Here is an 18,482-nt window from a genome sequence, read left to right as displayed (position 1 = left end):
TAAATACACAAGTCCTTTTACACTGCTCGTGGCAGTCATACTTTCTGCCCAGTGTACGGATAAGCGCGTCAATATTATTACTGACAGGATTTTTCCGCGCCTTGATACTCCGGAAAAGATGGGAGCATTGACACAGGCGGAGCTTGAACGGGAAATCCATGACTGCGGCCTTTATAAATCCAAGGCAAAGAACCTTTTGGGAATGTGTCATATGCTCTCTGAGGAATATGATGGAAAAGTCCCGGAGGACTTTGATAAGCTCGTAAAACTTCCAGGCGTCGGCAGAAAGACGGCCAATGTCGTAAGAAGTGTTGTATGGGGATATCCTGCCATTGCAGTCGATACACACGTTTTCAGAGTAGCCAACCGTCTGAAACTTGCAACGGGCACAACGCCGCTTGAAGTAGAGGAAGGCCTTCAGAAGGCCATCCCCAAAAAGGACTGGTCAGCAGCGCATCACTGGCTGATATGGCACGGAAGGCGCGTATGCCATGCCAGAAAGCCTGACTGCGAAACCTGTATCCTGCAGGATGTATGTCCCTCCTGCACAGTCAGCGTCCCGCCGTGGAAAGGCTGATCCGGATATATTACAAGCAATACAAAAGCCATGCGGAATGCCGCATGGCTTTTCTTTTTTATTAGTGAATTTTAGAACATATTCAGTATTCCCTGGAAGTGGTAATAGTTCGTCGGGAGGAAAGCATCTACGAGTTTGGAAACCCCAGTCGGTTCCGGAGCTGTGAGGAACAGGAGGAATAAAGCGAGAACTGTAATTCCAATGGAGAGCAGGTTTGCCTTGCCTTTTCTGGATACTTCATAGTAACCGAAGAGGCGGAGTCCAAGTGCGCCAAAGAAAACAATGACCATACCGGAAAGAGAGAAGATGCCGAAAAGGATATTTGCCATCAGGAAACCTACGTAGAGAACCGGCAGGAAAATGAACGGCAGGTTGTAGGCAATCGGTGTCGGATTGATATTGCGGCGCATATCATCGAGCCAGTCTGCGATATCAAATCCAAAAAGACCAAGGGGAATGAATGATAGGATAATGACCTTGTCCCAGATGGAAGAAAGACGGTCTCTGTGCTGTCCCAGCCACCAGAAGAAGAAACAAAGAAGAAGACCTGCAGCGCCGCCAAAAATGTAGTAATAAGCAGCAGGAATGAATTTTACGCAGATCATGGATACAGTGATGAGTACAGATCCGATGGCAATATAAGGAATCAGCTGTGAAGTCGTCATCTGACGGTCATCTGGTACTTCTTCCTTCATCTTAGCCAGAATTTCCGTCATGAATAAGAACAGGAAAATAGCTAAAGCAGCGAACGGATAAAGGAAAAGCGAAATGACGATCAGAAGTATCGGGAAAAATACTCTGAATCCCCTGAAGACCTTCAGCTTTTTAAAGTTCAGCTTCTGGTTCTGTGTATATATGGTTAGTCTTAAAAATACCAGGTAAGTCAGCATAATGCCGATCGTTTCCAGAGGTTCACAGCCTAAGTACAATAAGCTGCAGAAAACCAGTATGGCGGTATTGGCACCTGTGAAACGACTGATCAGGGAACTGAAGAGCCCGATATTTAAAAACGCCACTATTGCATCAACAAAATTCAACGCATCCATCTCCTTCAAAATTAACAATTTCATATTAGTATAACTGTTGGGAAGAATTGGCGCAAGAGAGCAGGCTGCTATATTGTATAAATATAATATAAAGATATATTTTATAAGGTAATAATACAGCCGTATGTATAGTGCATTAGAAAGAGAAAAATCCAGCCTGTTTCAGGATTATCTTTATCCGGTATAGAAGCGGGAAGAAAACTGCAAATATTGCACTTTTACTTGCCTTGTGAAAACTGTTAGAATAAAAAGCATAGAAAAACCTTATAAAAGCATAGAAATGAAAACAGGGAGGGGAATGAAGGCATGGACCATTTGATTATCGTAGATTGTCAGTATGATTTTATCGACGGTTCCCTGGCATGCAGCCACAGCCGGGAAGCCGTCAGAAATATTATAGCTTTTGCCAATGCAAATGATGTGGAATGCATGTACACATCGGACTGGCACAGCAAGACAAATAAATCTTTTAAAATTAACGGCGGTATCTGGCCGGTACACTGCGTTGCAGGAAGCAGGGGCGCTGAAGTATCAGATGAATTTAATCAAATGAATGAAGGCAATCGCCCTGGCAAAGATAATATTTTCTATAAAGGCAAAAATGATGATGTTGAGGAGTATTCGGCATGCCTTGCTGCAAACAGCAGCGGAAAGGTATTATCCGAATGCGTTTCGCCTCATGTCTACGTCACGGGGATTGCAGCCGAGTACTGTGTCAAGGAAACGGTTCTCGGCCTTCTTGAAAAGGGGATTAAAGTAACCGTTCTTAAGGACTGCCTTGGCTATGTTTCTGAAGATGACTATAGGAAAAGCCTTGCTGCTATGAAGGAAAAAGGAGCAGAAGTACTTTAATTTACAGGATTTACCAGAATACTAATCATTCGGAGTATTGGCATGACAGAAAAAACAATTTCAGATATAGGTGAATTTGGTCTTATCAAATTAATATCGCATGACCTGATTTACAGGCCGGAGTTTGTTAAGATTGGGCCAGGGGATGACGGAGCGGTCTATTCTATACCAGACGGATTTGATCAGGTCATATCAACGGATACTATGGTGGAAGGTATTCATTTCACCAGTGTGACGATGAGTGCCTATGATGTTGGCTGGAAGCTCTGTGCCTCAAATTTCAGCGATATGGCCGCTATGGGCGCCGATCCGATAGGGTTTGTCATTTCAGCCGCATTTCCTGAAAAGCTTTACACTTCATGGGTTGAGCGATGCTATGAAGGAATCCGGGACTGCTGCAAAGAATACCGGGTCAATTTGCTTGGCGGAGACATGACCGGATCTGTTTCAGGTATTATCATGACAGGAACTGTGGTAGGCATAGTTCCAAAGGATACAGCCGTCCGGCGAAGCGGTGCGCGCAGGGGAGATGTTGTTTTTGTAACCGGACATCCCGGTGATTCAGCGGGCGGGCTCTATGCCCTGCTTCATGAAAACAAAGAATACAGCGGGCTTATAGAAAAGCATAAGCATCCGCGGCCTCAGATTGAATGGGGAACTCTTTTGCGGGAAGCAGGAGCCTCTTCCCTGAATGATATTTCTGACGGAATATCCAGAGAAGTCAATGAAATTGCAGAAGCAAGCGGCGTTTCCATCAAAATCGATAAATCATCCATACCCGTTTCTGCTGAAGCTTTGGAATATGGCAGAAAAGCGGGAATCGATCCTCTTTCCTGGGCCTTGGACGGCGGGGAAGATTATGAACTTATAGGTACGATTTCAAAAGAAGATTTTGAAAAGGTAAAAAATCGTCCTGGCATAAAAGAAATAGGAGTTGTGACAGATAAGCCCGGGAAAGGCGTATTCCTGAAACAGGAAGGGCATCTGGAATTGCTTGAAGTGCATGGTTATGATCATTTTGAAAAGTGAAAATTAGGGAGGATTATTTATGTACACATTAGTAGTCATTCGTCATGGTGAAAGTGAATGGAATAAAAAGAATCTGTTTTGCGGCTGGACAGATGTAGACCTGACAGAAAACGGATTCCGCGAAGCGAAAGAAGCCGGGAAACTCTTAAAAGCAGAAGGCTTTACTTTTGATAAATGCTATACATCTGTTCTCAAGAGAGCTATCCATACCGCTTATTCTGTTCTTGATGAAATGGATCTTGTCTGGATTCCGGTCATCAAGAACTACCATCTCAACGAAAGACACTACGGTGCTCTTCAGGGATTGAACAAGACGGAAACAACAGATAAGTATGGGGAAGAACAGGTCCATTTATGGCGCCGTTCTTATGATGTATGCCCGCCGGCACTTTCTGAAGATGATCCCAGAAACCCGAAAAACCAGCCTCCTTACCAGAAACTTGGCGATGTGAAGCTCCCATTGACGGAATGCCTGAAAGATACGGTAGCAAGGGTAGCACCTTACTTTGAAAGCGTCATCAAACCGGAAATTCAGAATGGAGAAAAAGTCCTGATTGCAGCGCATGGCAATTCCATCCGCGCACTCAGGAAGCATCTTGAAGGAATTTCCAGTGACGAAATTGCCGGGATGAACATTCCTACAGGAATCCCGCTCGTTTATCATCTGAATGAAGATTTCACGGTGCATGATGTTTCTTATCTTGGTGACCAGGAAGCCATTCAGAAGAAAATTACAGCAGTCAAAAATCAGTCTGCCAAGTCCAAATAAAGATGTAATATGATGTGAGAATCGGTGATCACGTAAAATTGATTGCCACAAGGGAAGTGTGGAAATGTCAATCATAACCGAAGGTTTGCATAAAACAAATACGATGAATTCCGCTCTTGTCCTTGAAGGCGGAGCGATGCGGGGACTCTTTACGGCGGGGATACTTGATGCTTTTATGGAAAGGGGATTCTACTTCCCAAAAGTCGTTGGGATTTCTGCAGGTGCCCTGCAGGGACTCAGCTATATTTCCAGACAGCCGGGAAGAAACGTATCCGTCAATATCAGGTTTGCTCCGGATAAAAGATATATGGGGCTTCGTCATTTGGTGCGCGACGGCAGTTATTTTAACTTCCGCTTTATGTTTGGCAAGCTTGCTCATGAATATGTGCCTTTTAATTATGACAAGTTTGAAAAGGCTTCGGAAACGTTATATGTGGGCATTACTGACTGCCTTACGGGGAAACCTGTTTTTGTATCGAGTAAAAGCTGCCCTCTTTCCGAATTTATGGGGGTATGCGTCGCAAGCTGCTCGATTCCGCTTCTCTCAAAGCCGGTAAAACTTGAGGGAAAGGAATACGTGGATGGCGGCGTGGGGATGCCGCTTGTGCCTTTCCCTGAAGACCTGCCATTTCCGTGCACAAAACCCGTATACATTCTGACAAGGGATATTACGTATCGCAAGAAAAAGGTGCCGCATGGGTTTAAATCCCTCATGCGTGCTGCCTACGGCAGGACGTATCCCGCTGTGGTGGAGGGCATGTGCTCTATCCCGGAGCGGTATAATGAAAAGGTAGAAAAGATCATACAGATGGAGAAAGAGGGAAAAGTTTTCGTACTGCGCCCGGAATCTCCCGTCAAAGTGTCCCGCGTGGAAAAAGACACGAAAAAACTTCGTGCACTTTACGAAGAAGGCTATCAGATCGGCATGAAGCGGTTTGATGAGATGATGAGGTGGATGAGTGAAAAATAATGAAGCAGTATTTATAAGCACGAGTGAAGAAATGACGATGGAATTCGGCCGTTTCATAGGGGAACATGCTGAAAACGGACTGTTCATTGCCTTGATTGGAGATCTTGGAACAGGTAAAACCCATTTTGTCCAGGGACTTGCCAAGGGACTGGGAATCAATGATGTGGTGAGCAGCCCCACCTTTACAATCATGAATTATTATGAAGGTGAGATTCCGTTAAAGCATTTTGATTTCTATCGTCTTGATACAGAAGAGGATTTATACAATATCGGCTGGGAGGAATACAGCGAAGGCGGTGTCACCGTTGCAGAATGGGCAGACATGTTCCCGGGACTGATTCCAGAGAGAGCCATATACATATATTTGTCAAATAAAGGAACAACGGAAAGAGAAGTCAAGGTTATCTGGGGAGAAGAAGCTCCTGATGCCATAACAAAGGAGATAGAGAAATATGCTTCTTGCCATTGATACATCATCTTTAGTTTTAAGCTGCGCTTTAGCAGAGGAGGGAAAGCTTGTCGCTGAATGGACACAGCAGAAAAAACTGACACATTCAGAACAGCTGATTCCATGCATGGACCTTATGCTGAAAGAAGTGGGCGTCAGCAAAAAGGAAATAACAGGGATTGCCGTCGCCAAGGGCCCTGGCTCATTTACGGGTCTTAGAATCGGCCTTGCTACAGCCAAGATGACATCCTATATCTGGAACGTCCCGTTGGTCGGTGTTGACACCCTGGAAGCTCTTGCATGGAATATGTACGGCGCGCAGGCATTTATTCTTCCGCTTCTCGATGCGCAGAAGAATAATGTGTATGCAGCCCTTTACGGGGCATTTAATGAAATGTGGCAGGAAAAGCCTGAAGTGGCAGCTTCCATTGATTCTGTCATAGAATCAGCTGTAAAACATGGCGGGCCGGTCATTGCAGTCGGTGAATGTGCTGATAAATATAAGGATAAGCTGGTTTCTGCAGGTATTCTGCTGGCTCCGCCCCATAGCAGATGCAGCCGCGCGGGAAGTCTCGCCATGGCAGGAATCTCTAAATTGAAAAACGGCATGGCAGATGATCCATTGACGCTTTTGCCAAATTATATCCGCAGGAGCGAGGCAGAAGTCTTATGGGAAAAGCAGCATGCCGATTCGTAATAGAAGAAGCGCTTGCCTCTGATATTCTGGCCATATATGAAATTGGCAGGATTTGTTTTTCCGATGCATGGAGAAAAGAGACTGTCGATCATGATTTTCAGGGAACGCACAGCCATTACCTCGTTGCAAGGACTTCGGAAAAAGTCATAGGCTATGCCTGTTTCTGGTACGTGCTTGATGAAGCGCAGCTGGTCAATATCGGGGTTCTTCCTGAGTTTCGAAAGCAGGGGGCGGCAAAAGCCATTCTGGAAGCCGGGATTGATAAAGCTCTCGAAAACGATATGAAGACAATGTTTCTTGAAGTCCGTGTGAGCAATCATGGGGCACAGAATTTATATAAGAATTTTGGGTTCCACGTTGACGGTCTAAGGAAATCGGTGTATGAACTTCCTGTCGAAGACGGATATATCATGTCCCGAAAATTATAAGGAGATAAAATGAAAATATTAGCATTCGAATCAAGTTGTGATGAAACGTCCTGCGCAGTAGTAGAGGACGGCAGACAAGTCTTGTCTGATATCATTTCAACACAGGTTCCGATTCATAAGAAGTTTGGCGGGGTAGTTCCTGAAATTGCATCACGCCATCATATAGAGGATGTGCTTCCCGTTGCCATTGAAGCATTGGAGCAGGCTGGATGCAGCTGGTCTGATATGGATGCCATCGCGGTCACTCAGGGGCCGGGCCTGGTCGGGGCTCTTCTTGTCGGAGTAGCGGCGGCAAAGGCGGCAGCCTGGGCCATCGACAAGCCTCTTATTGCTGTCAATCATATGGAAGGGCATATCTTTGCCAACCTGGTACAGTATCCCGATCTGGAACCTCCTTTTTTATCGTTGGTTGTTTCCGGCGGTCATACTATGCTTGTCGTAGTCAGAGATTACAATCACTTTGAACTTCTCGGACAGACAAGAGACGATGCTGCAGGGGAAGCTTTTGATAAAGTCGCACGTGTACTTGGGTATCCGTATCCAGGCGGGCCGCACATTGACCGTCTGGCAAAGGAAGGAAACAGCAGCGCCATTCACTTCCCGATGGGACTCAGCAAGGGGCATAACTTTGATTTCTCCTTCAGCGGATTGAAAGCATCCGTCATTAATTACATCAACACGATGAAAATGAAGAAAGAAGAAATCGTGGCAGAGGACGTAGCAGCCTCCTTCCAGAAAGCTGTTGTGGATGTCCTGATTGAAAAAGCGATGGAAGCCGTCAAAGTGACGGGCATGAAGACGATTGCTCTTGCCGGCGGAGTCGCAGCAAACAGCGAATTAAGGACCAGGCTTGAAGAGGAGTGCGGCAAACGCGGCATACGCATGTGCCGTCCGAGCCTGACCCTTTGCACCGATAACGGGGCTATGATCGGCTGCCGTGCCTATTACATGGCCAGAGCCGGCGAATTCGCCGATATGTCTTTAAATGCGGATCCGCGCCTGCCCTTTAACGCAGAACAGATCAAACTGTAAAGTGCAGGTTTATACATGCAGGATGGGAGAATAATATGCAGACACGCGGCATAGAAATGAGTCAGCTTTACACATTGATTCGTGATACGACGAATCTGACTGAAGTGCAGGCTAAAATTCTGGATCATGAACAGGTTGCCCTTCAGTTTGCAGCCGATATTTCAAAGAATCAGGTGTACTTGTGCGCCAAAGGAAAGAATTCTGATATTTCAGTCATCCTGCTCTCTGTCCGGCCTTCCTATACGCACAGCCAGACTTTTTTCAAGGCGGGAGATACGTTTTTGAGGGATGAATTATCCATTGTCGAAAATGTTTTCAGTACGGGAAGAAAAGTCGCCGGCCGCATGGAGCTTGATCAGGGGAGAAAAGTCGCAGTTACAGGATATCCTATCGTTGATAATGCAGGCGTTCCATTTGCCGTCGTCTGTTTCGTATCCAGCTCGCTTGATCAGCAGCAGGTCCTGACGGATACAGGAAGCCTTGCGCTTCAGGTACCGTTTGATGGGAAGGATTATTATGGCATACGTCCGCAGGACGGTGTCATCATACTGGATTCATTAGGCCGCATCATTTATTCCAATGATATGGCTAATGATTTATACATGGTTCTTGACAAAGAAGCCGTTGAAAGCCAGGAAATTATCGGTCACACAATCGTACGGTTTCCGCTTGTCGATGAAGTCATGAAAACGGGAAGGCCTGTTTTCGGCGATGAAGTTTCCGAAAATATGACGCTTTCGGCCTGGGGGCTTCCCATTATTTCTGGCGGCAAGGTAACAAGGACTGTACTGATCCTCACGGATGTCACCGCAATTCGTGAAAAGGAAAAGCAGATACTTGTCAAGGATTCTGTCATCAAGGAAATCCATCACCGCGTCAAGAACAGCCTCAATACGATAGCAGGAATGCTCCGTATGCAGGCAAGGCGCGCCAAAGATCCGGATACGAAGGACGCCTTGAAGCGTTCAGTGAACAGGATACTTGGTATTTCACAAATTCATGATATCCTGGCAAGCCAGAGCGGCGGACAAATCGATATGGATGTGCTGCTTGACCGTATCTGCAAATTGTCTGTGGACAGCCTGACGTTCTGCCCGGTGCGGGTAGTCCGCGAAAAGGGCAGTGATCCGCTGATTGTAGATTCTGAAAAAGCAGTTCCGCTGGCGATTGCAGCCAATGAGCTCATCCATAATGCGATTGATCATGGTTTTAATGGTATGGACAAGGGGATTCTTATCGTCGGAACATCTCTGGATGAAGAGAAACTTCATGTTTATATTAAAAATAATGGGCATCCTCTATCGCCTGAAGTCAAAGACATAAATTCATCCGGGCTAGGGCTTCAGATTGTAAGAAATTTAGTGGAAATAGAATTAAAGGGAAGCTTCGAACTGAGAAATGATGGAGAGTTCGTAACAGCTGATATTTATTGCCCGAGGGCATTGATGGGAGCATAGCAGAATGGCAGAAGTGTATAAAATCGTAATCGCAGATGATGAAGCACTCATCTGCATGGACCTCAAGGAAATGCTGGAAGAAGCAGGCCATGAAGTCGTGGGTGTAGGATCCGACGGGGTTGAAGCTTTGGAATTAACAAAGAAGCTCAATCCGGATCTTGTAATCCTTGATGTTAAGATGCCCAGGCTTGACGGTATCCAGGCAGCCAAGATGATTGCCCATGACAATCTGGCACCCGTCGTACTCCTGACAGCTTTTGGCGATGAAGACATCATTGAAAAGGCAAAAAAATCCATGGTTTTCGGATATGTGATGAAACCGGTCAGCGAGAGGTCTCTCTTTCCGGCCATCCAGATTGCAGTAAGCCAGTTCCGCCAGAAAAACGAGATCGTTCACCGGATCAAGGACATGGAACGCGAAATGGCTGCCCGGAAGATCATAGACCGCGCCAAGGGCCTTCTTATGGACTTCTATCATATTTCTGAAGATGAGGCTTACAGGAGAATGCAGCAGACAAGCATGAAAAGAGGCATTGCACTCTCCGAAGTCGCACAGAAGGTTGTGAAGGAAATCATGGCCAGAAAGAACAAATAGGCTGTAAGTTGTAGAAAGGAGATTCTTATTATGGAATTCACATTTTATGGACATGCATGCTTTAAAATCGATACAAGAAAAGAGTCGCTTCTTTTTGATCCGTTCCTGAGCGGAAATTCGCAGGCGGCTGTTTCTGCTGACAAGGTTGAATGCGATTATATCCTTCTTTCCCATGCTCACGGAGATCATTTCGGCGATGCAGACAAGATTGCCAGCCGCACGGGCGCATGCGTCATAGCGATTCCTGAGGTGATTTCGCTCTTTTCAAAGAATGTCTCCAATTTCCAGCCAATGAATCTGGGCGGATCTTTTAAAGCGGACTTTGGCAAGGTAAAAATGGTGCAGGCTTTCCACAGCTGCGGAGCTCCGGGAGGCACGCCCTGCGGGTTCATCATGCAGTTTAACAACGGGAAGACTGTCTATTATTCAGGAGATACGGCTCTCTTTGGAGATATGAAGCTGTTTGGCGAACTGTTTGATATTGACTATGCAGTCCTTCCAATCGGAGACAACTATACAATGGGACCAGATGATGCTTTGATTGCTGCCAAATTTCTGAAGGCAAAATGCGTAATTCCTGTTCATTACAGCACCTGGCCAGTCATCGAACAGAATCCGGCTGATTTCAAGGAAGAAGCACAGAAACAGGGGATTGCAGTAAAAATCGTAAAACCTGGAGAAAGCCTGGAGCTGTAATTTTTTGATAAAAGAGGACTGCGTCTGCAGGATGCCGCCCTCTTTCATCATTTCCGGTGAATCTTAAGACGGATTAGGAAGCTGGATGCTTTGAATGGAAAAGGGTGCTACATGAATAATAAAAAACAAAAATTTTTCGAGTCGCTCTCAGTGCAGCTTAATTCATACATTGAGGCAGAGAAAGTGATCGACCAGTTTATTTCTAATGATATGGATGCTTTTCAGGGGAAAAGACTATTTCAGCATGCTTTAGGAAATACGGACAGTGATATGGAAGCCGTATTTGATCGGATGGTCAAAGCATATAAAGATGCAGCCGGCTATGGATATGGTGTCAGAGCATTTGGATTAATGAAATCCATGCATGACCATTTAACAAATCTCTTCAATGAATTCTCATCCTATCAGGATGAGAAAATGCCTGATGAAATGAATCTTGTCTGGGATCTTTGCAAAGCAGGTGCATTGGAAGTTTCAAAAGTTCTTGAATATACCAAAGGATTTGAAGAAAATAATTTGAAGGCCGAAGCCAGATGCCTTAAAATTCATAATTTCAAGAGCAGGGGAGACGAAGCTGTCAGGGATTCACTTGAGGCAGTTTATGGGATGAATAACAGTATAGACATCATTTACTGGAAAGACGTATTAAAGGAAATGAACGGCTTCTTGTCTGATATCGATCAATTCACAATCTGCCTGCAGAAACTCCTTGCCATGGAATAGGATGGAATGCATTTTTAATAATTTACAATCTGGGTGTTGGATTTTCTGATCATTTTGGGTATAATATAAATACATGGAGGAAATGCCATGAGATAGAATTTCTATCTGGTCAAATTGATGATTATTTCCCTGATTATCAATTGGGCTGCGGACTATGCATACTCCTCAATGATAGTCTTGCACAAGAAAAGCGGTTGATACCGCTTTTTTTGTTTGCCTGAAACGGAGCTTCATCCTTTTTATAACGTTTCCTGGTTTTTGTGGAAGAGTCCAATCGTGTTATAATATTGGATATTTAGTAAATTCAGAATTTTGAAAAACGATTGTTTATAGAAGAGGAGAGGGTTTTGTTGATAGCAAGACAGATGAGATCATATGCATGGAACGATGGCAAAGAACTTCATATTGGCAGAGACTCTCTTGTCATGGGAGTTTTAAATATAACGGATGATTCATTTTCGGACGGCGGGAAATGGAATACGCTGGAAACTGCCATGAAGCATGCGAAGGATATGGTTGAAGATGGGGCAGCAATTATAGACATAGGGGCAGAATCAACAAGACCGGGATTCACGTCCCTTTCGGCAAAGGATGAGACAGACAAATTGATGAAGATTCTTCCATCCATTTTAGCGTGCTCTCCGGTTCCTGTATCTGTCGATTCATACCATTATGAGACAATGGACGCAGCACTTCGGGCCGGGGCGCATATCGTCAATGATATCTGGGGATTCCAGTATGATGACGGCAGCATGGCAAGGGTAACTGCTGAATATAAAGTGCCGGCAGTCCTCATGCATAACCAGGATGGAGAAACATATGATGAAGATATCCTGGAGAGTATGAAAAAATTCTTTGACCGTTCCATTGATATTGCTGTAAGGGCCGGCGTAGAGCAGGATAAGATCATTCTGGATCCGGGAATCGGTTTTGGCAAAACGGCAGAGCAGAACATGGAAGTCCTGACACGTCTGGATGAACTGACGAGGGAATTTCCTTTCCCCTGGCTTTTAGGAGTAAGCAGAAAACGCTTCATCGGTGCAATCCTGGATCTTCCGGCACCTGAAAGAGATGAAGGAACCGCTGCGGTCAATCTCTGGGGGATTGGAAAAGGATGCTCCATATTCCGTGTTCATAACGTTAAAATAAGCGCCCGTGAAATCAAGGTATGGGATGCTTTAAATCATTTCAATCAGGAAAATTGACAATGGCAGGGTGTGAATGATGGATTATATTAAACTCAAAAATATGGCATTTTTCGGCTATCATGGCGATGAGCCGGAAGAGAAGACATTGGGACAGCGATTTTATATTGATGTCGTGATCGGCACAGATCTGTCCAAAGTCAGCCGGACCGATGACTTGAATGATTCCGTAAATTACGTGGAAGTTTTCCAGATTGTGAAGCGCGCGGCCGAAGGAGGCCCCTATAAGCTTTTGGAAAAACTGGCAGGCGTGATCAATGAAGAAGTCATGGAAAAATTTCCTCAGGTTGAAGAAATCGTGACTACTGTCCATAAGCCGGGTTCTCCCATTCCCGGCATCCTGGATGATGTATCCGTTACGATAAAAAAAGAAAGATAGGTTTGACGGTTTATCAAATGTTGAATTCATTGAAAAGGAATTCTTATATTATCTCGCTGGGATCTAATATGGGAAATTCAGCTGAGATTCTCTCTGGATCCGTCAGGACGCTGAATCAGGATGAAAGACTCAGGGTCCTGAAGAAATCATCCCTTTACAAGACCAAGCCATGGGGGTTGACGGAGCAGGCCGTTTTCCTGAATGCCGTAATTGAAGTTTCATGGACAGGGGAACCTGAAGAACTGATGAAATTTCTGCTGCAGGTGGAAAAATCATTCGGCCGTATCCGCATCAGGCACTGGGGACCAAGGACGCTGGATCTGGATATGATTTATAACAGTGAAATAGAAAGCAATACAGATTTTCTGAAATTGCCGCACCCATTTTTCTGGGAGCGGCCCTTTGTGTTGGTCCCTTTGGAAGAAATATATCCTGATTTCGTCTTTAATGGTGAAGGAATCCACCAGAGGATTCTGGAACTGGATGGATATAAGGATGTAGAGAAAACGGACATTGCATGGTAGGCAGGAGGTGAAATGATGGCAGAAAAAAATAAGATGATTGATGGAAAAGAAAATGCAAAAGAGGAAACTTCAGATTTGAATACAAAGGGGCCTGAGCTGGTTCAGATGATTGGAGACAGGCTGACATCCTTAATCGACCAGAACCATCCGGGAAAATCTGTAATCATCAACGGGATCAGCGGGTCTCAGAAATCTCTGGCGGCTGCGTCTCTCCTGGCGAAATATAATACGGCTGTTATTGTGGTTCCTACGCAGAAAGATATTTTCCGGTGGGAAGAAAATCTAAAGTTTTTTGTTCCCGATGCCAGAATATTTTCATTTCCTGTCGTGGAAGAGGCAGGTTTTGAAGGCACTTTTTCCAGTACGGAAAGGTTAAGGGAGCGCATGCGCTCCTTGTCTGCAATGATCAATGGTGAAAAGAGCATCATTATTGCGGCCGCAGTAGAAGCTGCGCAGAAAATTTCAGCTCCTTCTTCTATCAAGGATCATTTATATAAATTTGAGTTAGGCAGTGAAATCGAAAGAAGAGAAGTCCTGGAAGTACTGCAGGATCTGGGGTACGAAAGAGTCGATCAGGTTGAGCGGTCCGGACATTTTTCTGTCAGGGGCGATATCGTCGATATTTATCCGATCAATGAAATTCATCCGGTGAGAATTGAATTCTTCGGTGATGAAATTGACAGCATACGTCTGTTTGATGTAGACAGCCAGCGCTCCATCGAAACACTGGAAAGTCAAAGCGTATTTCCTGTTGCCGTAAAGGGCAGCAAGAATTCATCCGTTCTCTCTTACCTGGATCATGGGATCGTCTTTTATGATGAACCGCAAAGGGGTGAGGAATCCTTAAAGCAGTTCTTTAAGGAAGAAAAAGCCAATGCGGACAAGGCTTTCCTCTGGAGCGAGCTCATTCATACAGCCCGGAAACAAACGAATCAGGAAATTGTATTCTCGCTTCTCAAGAGGGAACTGGAGGAGTTCAAGCCTTCGGTATACCACAATTGGAACGGGCAGGAGATGACGAATTATCAGAGGCAGATTCCCATTTTTACGGCCGATTTGAAATCCCTTCTGAATAAGAACTGGAAAACTGCAATCGTCATCCCGAGGGCCTCCGAGAAGCGCGAAATCGAGGGAATATTAACGGACCATCAGATACCCATGTCTCTTGATATAGAAGAGGGGAAAGTGGTTCTCCTTGATGGCGTCCTGACAGAGGGGTTTGAACTTTCCGATTTTAATCTGGCCCTGATTACAGCCGGCGATATTCTTGGCAGGCAGAAACTCAGAAAGTACAGTACAAGCGGATCAAGAAAGCAGATCCGTTACTTTTCCGATCTGAATCCGGGGGACTATGTTGTTCAGCAGGTACATGGAATCGGCAGGTACCTTGGCATACGCACGATTGAATTATCCGGTGTCCACAGGGATTACATTACCATCCAGTATGCAGGATCGGATAAGCTTTATCTTCCTGTAGACCAGATTGGTACTTTGGAGAAGTATATCGGTCCGGAAGGAGAAACGCCGCGCCTTCATACCATGGGCGGAGCCAACTGGGGAAAAATCCGCTCAAAGGCGAAAAAATCCATTCAGGAACTGGCTGAAAAGCTTTTGGACGTGTACGCGAAGCGTGAACTGGCAAAGGGTATTGCCTTTGCGCCGGATACGGCAGAACAGGTTGAATTTGAAGATTCATTTCCTTATGTCGAAACAGAAGATCAGGAGAATGCTATTTCCGTCATCAAGAAGGCTATGGAAAAGCCCACACCGATGGACATGCTTCTTTGCGGGGACGTTGGATTTGGAAAGACGGAAGTGGCGATGAGAGCCGTTTTTAAATGTGTCATGAGCGGCTATCAGGCTATGGTTCTGTGTCCTACGACGGTTTTGTCAGAGCAGCATTATAAAAACTTCAAGTCCCGCATGGATTCCTTTGGCGTCAATATTGCGGTGCTGAACAGATTCACAAAGGCTTCTGAAAGGACAAAGATCCTCCATCAGCTTGAATCCGGCGAACTGGATGTTGTCATTGGGACTCATTCTGTCCTGAACAAAAAGATTAAGTGCAGGAGACTGGGACTGCTGGTCGTAGATGAGGAGCAGCGCTTCGGTGTCGTACAGAAAGAAAGAAGAAAATCACTGGCAGAGGGAATCGATGTATTGACTCTTTCGGCAACACCGATACCAAGAACGCTCCATATGAGTTTGACAGGACTTCGTGATATGGTCACGATCACAACGCCGCCTCCTGGAAGACATGCAATCCAGACCTATGTTAGCAAGTACGATGATTCCATTGTCATTGACGCGATTCTTAGGGAAAAGGAACGCGGCGGCCAGTCATTCTTTGTCTACAACAGGATTGAGACGATGCCTGCCATGCTGGATCATCTGAAGAGCATACTGCCGGATACGATATCGATTGGAGTTGCCTATGGCCGGATGGATGGTGCAGTCCTTGAAAAAGTGATGCTTGATTTCTATCAGGGAAAGCATGATGTCCTGCTTTGCACAACCTTGATCGAAAACGGGCTGGATCAGCCAAATGCCAATACGATGCTGGTCTATGATGCAGACAAGCTTGGACTTTCCCAGATTTATCAGATGCGCGGAAGGGTAGGGCGTTCCGATAAAATTGCACGTGCCTGGTTCTTCTATAATAAGGATAAAGTGCTTAGCGAAGTTGCAGAAAAGCGTCTGAACACCATAAGAGAATTTACTGAACTCGGGAGCGGCTTTAAAGTCGCCATGCGCGATCTGGAAATCCGCGGGGCAGGCAATCTTCTGGGATCTGCCCAGCATGGCAATATCGCAAGCGTCGGGTTTGCAGCGTACTGCTCCATGCTTGAGGAGGCTGTGCAGCGTCTGATGGCAGAAAGAGAGCATAAGCCCCTTCCGAAGAAACTGCCGAATACCACTATCGAATTTCGTCAGGATGCGTACCTGGATTCCAAGTACATCAGCAATGAAGAGCAGAAGATGGAAATTTACAGAAGACTGGCATCCGTGGAAGATGAGAAAGAGCTGGCGGATTTGATCGATGAGGCAGTCGACCGCTATGGAACCCCGACAGAACCGGCCGAAAAACTGTTTTCCATTTCCCTGGTCAGAATAAAAGCCAGGAAACTTGGAATAGGGAGTGTCATTGACGAAGGGGATTCCATGCTTCTTACATGGGCGGATGAGGATTTCATGCGTGGATGGAATCCCAACCTTCTGCCAAAAGCGCTTGTTCCATACCTGCATTTCCTTCCGGGAAATCCGGCAAGGCTGAGAATCAGGAAGGCAGGAATCAAGGGCAGCCCCATGAAATGGCTTGGCGGTTTCCTGGATGAGCTGATGAGCGAGATCCATCATTCTTCCCATTAGATTTGCAGTGCATAGAACTCTGCATTTACGGGATTCTGCTTTACATTTATTAGCAAATCTGTTATGACTATATGAGTTATGTTTTTTTGAGGGGCTTTTCCATATTTTTTAATCAGGTGAAAAATGCGTAAAAATTCGTTTATCCAGGGTGCGTTGATCTTGACGGTAGCAGGGATTATCGTCAAGTTCATTGGGGCATTCAGTCGTATCTATCTGTCAAGACTTCTTGGCGGCGAAGGGATCGGGCTCTACCAGATGGCTTATCCGATCTACCTGCTTTGCCTTTCGGTATCGTCAGCAGGTCTTCCTGTGGCTATTTCAATCATGGTTGCAGAAAGAAACGCAGTCAACGATTACTTTGGCGGGCAGAAGGTATTCCGTATATCGCTCGTGACATTGGTTTTGACAGGACTCTTTTTCAGTCTCCTGCTTTTCTTCGGGGCCCAGTGGCTGGTCGACAGTGAAATTGTCCGCGACCAGAGAGCCTATTGGTCACTCCTTGCTTTGTCCCCGGCTGTTTTCTGTGCAACGCTTCTTGCGACGCTAAGAGGTTACTTCCAGGGTCTTCAGCTGATGACACCGACAGCTGTTTCACAGATACTTGAACAGGTCGTCCGTGTTGTTGCCATGATTCTTTTCGCCGTCGTCCTTCTTCCTTATGGACTGGAATACGGAGCTGCCGGCGCAACCCTTGGTGCAGCACCGGGTGCTTTTGTCGGCATACTGACACTTCTTGTTTTCTACTACATGACCCGCGGATGGAGAAATGAACTGGCATCTGAGCAGGATCCATCTATCAAGCCGCAGAGTGTAAAGACAATTATCAAAAGACTGCTTGTTCTTGCCATTCCTGTATCGCTGGCAAATATCATGCTTCCGATCGTTTCATTGATCGATCTTTTCATTGTTCCAAGAAGACTTGAAGTTGCTGGTTTTACGATTGAACAGTCAACAACATTCTTCGGCTATCTGACCGGCATGGCAACGGCTCTTGTCAACATGCCTACCATCGTTACGGCATCTCTGGCAGCAAGTCTTGTTCCTTTCGTTTCGGAAGCTATCGCGCAGAAACGCGGCGACATGGTACTCAAAAGAACAGATACCGCGATGCGCTTGGCCAATCTGATTACCATTCCTTCCTTTGTCGGAATGTGTGTGATTGCCACACCAATTTCTGCCATGCTTTATGCAACTCCGGATGCTGGTCCGTGCATTGCAATCATGAGCTTTGGCATTTTCCTTCTTGGCGTGCAGCAGGTAACAACGGGCGTTCTGCAGGGGATGGGCAAGACTGCCATACCTTTCCTGAACATGGTTGCCAGCGCGTGCTGCAAGATGTTCCTTTCATGGAACCTCACGGCTCTCCCAAGCTGGGGCGTTTTAGGTGCGGCATGGGCAACAAATGCAGACTTTGGCGTTGCAGCCATTCTCAATCTGATTTTTCTTTATAAATACAGACATTACACGATGGACATAAAGCATACGGTCAAGCTCTTCATTGCAGCAGCCGTTATGGGCGTGGTTGCTTATGGCTCTTATCACGCTCTTTACAGCCTGATTCACAGCAATACGCTTTCTACCCTAATTGCAATTGCCCTGGGCGGAGTTGTCTACCTTGTCGGTATCGTGCTGATTCGTGCTGTAACTCCTGATGATGTCAGGGAAATCCCAAAGATCGGCACACGT

General features: G+C 45.7%; 19 protein-coding genes. 18 read left to right on the top strand and 1 reads right to left on the bottom strand.

From position 1 onward, the window contains the following. On the top strand, positions 1 to 577 hold a 577-nt coding region (nth, locus tag M3200_RS04985), incomplete at its 5' end, for an endonuclease III (protein ID WP_288178157.1). Between the two features lie 71 nt (positions 578 to 648). Here the strand turns inward: nth and M3200_RS04980 are convergent. Next, positions 649 to 1,623, bottom strand: a complete 975-nt coding sequence (locus M3200_RS04980; protein WP_288178156.1) for a hypothetical protein — start codon at positions 1,621 to 1,623, stop codon at positions 649 to 651. A 306-nt stretch (positions 1,624 to 1,929) separates the two neighbouring features. Here M3200_RS04980 and M3200_RS04975 point away from each other — a divergent pair, with 306 nt between their 5' ends. The 17 genes from M3200_RS04975 to M3200_RS04895 all read left to right on the top strand — a co-directional run. After that, positions 1,930 to 2,475 carry an isochorismatase family protein gene (locus M3200_RS04975; protein ID WP_022382447.1) on the top strand — a complete coding sequence of 182 codons (546 nt, stop codon included), beginning with the start codon at positions 1,930 to 1,932 and terminating at the stop codon, positions 2,473 to 2,475. A 42-nt stretch (positions 2,476 to 2,517) separates the two neighbouring features. Continuing rightward, complete coding sequence (thiL, locus tag M3200_RS04970; protein WP_022382446.1) at positions 2,518 to 3,504, top strand: thiamine-phosphate kinase; 987 nt, start codon at positions 2,518 to 2,520, stop codon at positions 3,502 to 3,504. A 19-nt stretch (positions 3,505 to 3,523) separates the two neighbouring features. Further along, a complete protein-coding gene (gene gpmA / locus M3200_RS04965) occupies positions 3,524 to 4,273 on the top strand; it encodes a 2,3-diphosphoglycerate-dependent phosphoglycerate mutase (protein WP_022382445.1) in 750 nt (249 codons plus the stop codon). Between the two features lie 64 nt (positions 4,274 to 4,337). Further along, complete coding sequence (locus M3200_RS04960; RefSeq protein ID WP_022382444.1) at positions 4,338 to 5,243, top strand: patatin-like phospholipase family protein; 906 nt, start codon at positions 4,338 to 4,340, stop codon at positions 5,241 to 5,243. After that, positions 5,233 to 5,712, top strand: coding sequence for a tRNA (adenosine(37)-N6)-threonylcarbamoyltransferase complex ATPase subunit type 1 TsaE (gene tsaE, locus M3200_RS04955; protein WP_022382443.1), 480 nt, complete (start codon positions 5,233 to 5,235; stop codon positions 5,710 to 5,712). The genes M3200_RS04960 and tsaE overlap by 11 nt, the downstream gene beginning before the upstream one ends. Further along, positions 5,696 to 6,388, top strand: a complete 693-nt coding sequence (gene tsaB / locus M3200_RS04950; protein ID WP_022382442.1) for a tRNA (adenosine(37)-N6)-threonylcarbamoyltransferase complex dimerization subunit type 1 TsaB — start codon at positions 5,696 to 5,698, stop codon at positions 6,386 to 6,388. Before tsaE ends, tsaB begins: the two co-directional genes overlap by 17 nt. Beyond that, on the top strand, positions 6,361 to 6,816 hold the full coding sequence (gene rimI, locus M3200_RS04945; RefSeq protein ID WP_022382441.1) for a ribosomal protein S18-alanine N-acetyltransferase: 456 nt from the start codon (positions 6,361 to 6,363) through the stop codon (positions 6,814 to 6,816). Before tsaB ends, rimI begins: the two co-directional genes overlap by 28 nt. Positions 6,817 to 6,825: 9 nt before the next feature. Continuing rightward, positions 6,826 to 7,848, top strand: coding sequence for a tRNA (adenosine(37)-N6)-threonylcarbamoyltransferase complex transferase subunit TsaD (gene tsaD / locus M3200_RS04940; RefSeq protein WP_022382440.1), 1,023 nt, complete (start codon positions 6,826 to 6,828; stop codon positions 7,846 to 7,848). 35 nt (positions 7,849 to 7,883) lie between these two features. Beyond that, the gene (locus tag M3200_RS04935; RefSeq protein WP_022382439.1) at positions 7,884 to 9,305 is read left to right on the top strand and encodes a histidine kinase N-terminal domain-containing protein; all 1,422 of its coding nucleotides are present in this window, start codon (positions 7,884 to 7,886) and stop codon (positions 9,303 to 9,305) included. A 4-nt stretch (positions 9,306 to 9,309) separates the two neighbouring features. Further along, positions 9,310 to 9,900, top strand: coding sequence for an ANTAR domain-containing response regulator (locus M3200_RS04930; protein WP_022382438.1), 591 nt, complete (start codon positions 9,310 to 9,312; stop codon positions 9,898 to 9,900). A 30-nt stretch (positions 9,901 to 9,930) separates the two neighbouring features. Then, positions 9,931 to 10,596 (top strand): metal-dependent hydrolase, encoded by a 666-nt coding sequence (locus M3200_RS04925; protein ID WP_022382437.1) that lies wholly within the window; start codon positions 9,931 to 9,933, stop codon positions 10,594 to 10,596. Positions 10,597 to 10,707: 111 nt separating this feature from the next. Next, positions 10,708 to 11,319: a hypothetical protein gene (locus M3200_RS04920; protein ID WP_288178155.1), complete on the top strand. Its 612-nt coding sequence runs from the start codon at positions 10,708 to 10,710 to the stop codon at positions 11,317 to 11,319. Between the two features lie 353 nt (positions 11,320 to 11,672). Then, a complete protein-coding gene (gene folP, locus M3200_RS04915) occupies positions 11,673 to 12,524 on the top strand; it encodes a dihydropteroate synthase (RefSeq protein ID WP_288178159.1) in 852 nt (283 codons plus the stop codon). A 16-nt stretch (positions 12,525 to 12,540) separates the two neighbouring features. Continuing rightward, positions 12,541 to 12,903, top strand: a complete 363-nt coding sequence (folB, locus tag M3200_RS04910) for a dihydroneopterin aldolase (RefSeq protein WP_022382434.1) — start codon at positions 12,541 to 12,543, stop codon at positions 12,901 to 12,903. Between the two features lie 17 nt (positions 12,904 to 12,920). Beyond that, positions 12,921 to 13,427 carry a 2-amino-4-hydroxy-6-hydroxymethyldihydropteridine diphosphokinase gene (gene folK / locus M3200_RS04905; protein WP_288178154.1) on the top strand — a complete coding sequence of 169 codons (507 nt, stop codon included), beginning with the start codon at positions 12,921 to 12,923 and terminating at the stop codon, positions 13,425 to 13,427. Positions 13,428 to 13,439: 12 nt separating this feature from the next. Continuing rightward, positions 13,440 to 16,796, top strand: coding sequence for a transcription-repair coupling factor (gene mfd, locus M3200_RS04900; protein ID WP_022382432.1), 3,357 nt, complete (start codon positions 13,440 to 13,442; stop codon positions 16,794 to 16,796). A gap of 123 nt (positions 16,797 to 16,919) precedes the next feature. Further along, the coding region (locus M3200_RS04895; protein ID WP_288178153.1) for a putative polysaccharide biosynthesis protein at positions 16,920 to 18,482 on the top strand (1,563 nt) is incomplete at its 3' end.

The sequence above is a fragment of the Dialister sp. CAG:357 genome (assembly GCF_000435155.1).
In the GTDB taxonomy this organism is placed as follows: Bacteria; Bacillota; Negativicutes; order Veillonellales; family Dialisteraceae; genus Dialister; species Dialister hominis.
The sequence above is the reverse complement of the archived record's forward strand: the minus strand, read 5'-3'. Positions and strand labels throughout refer to the sequence as shown.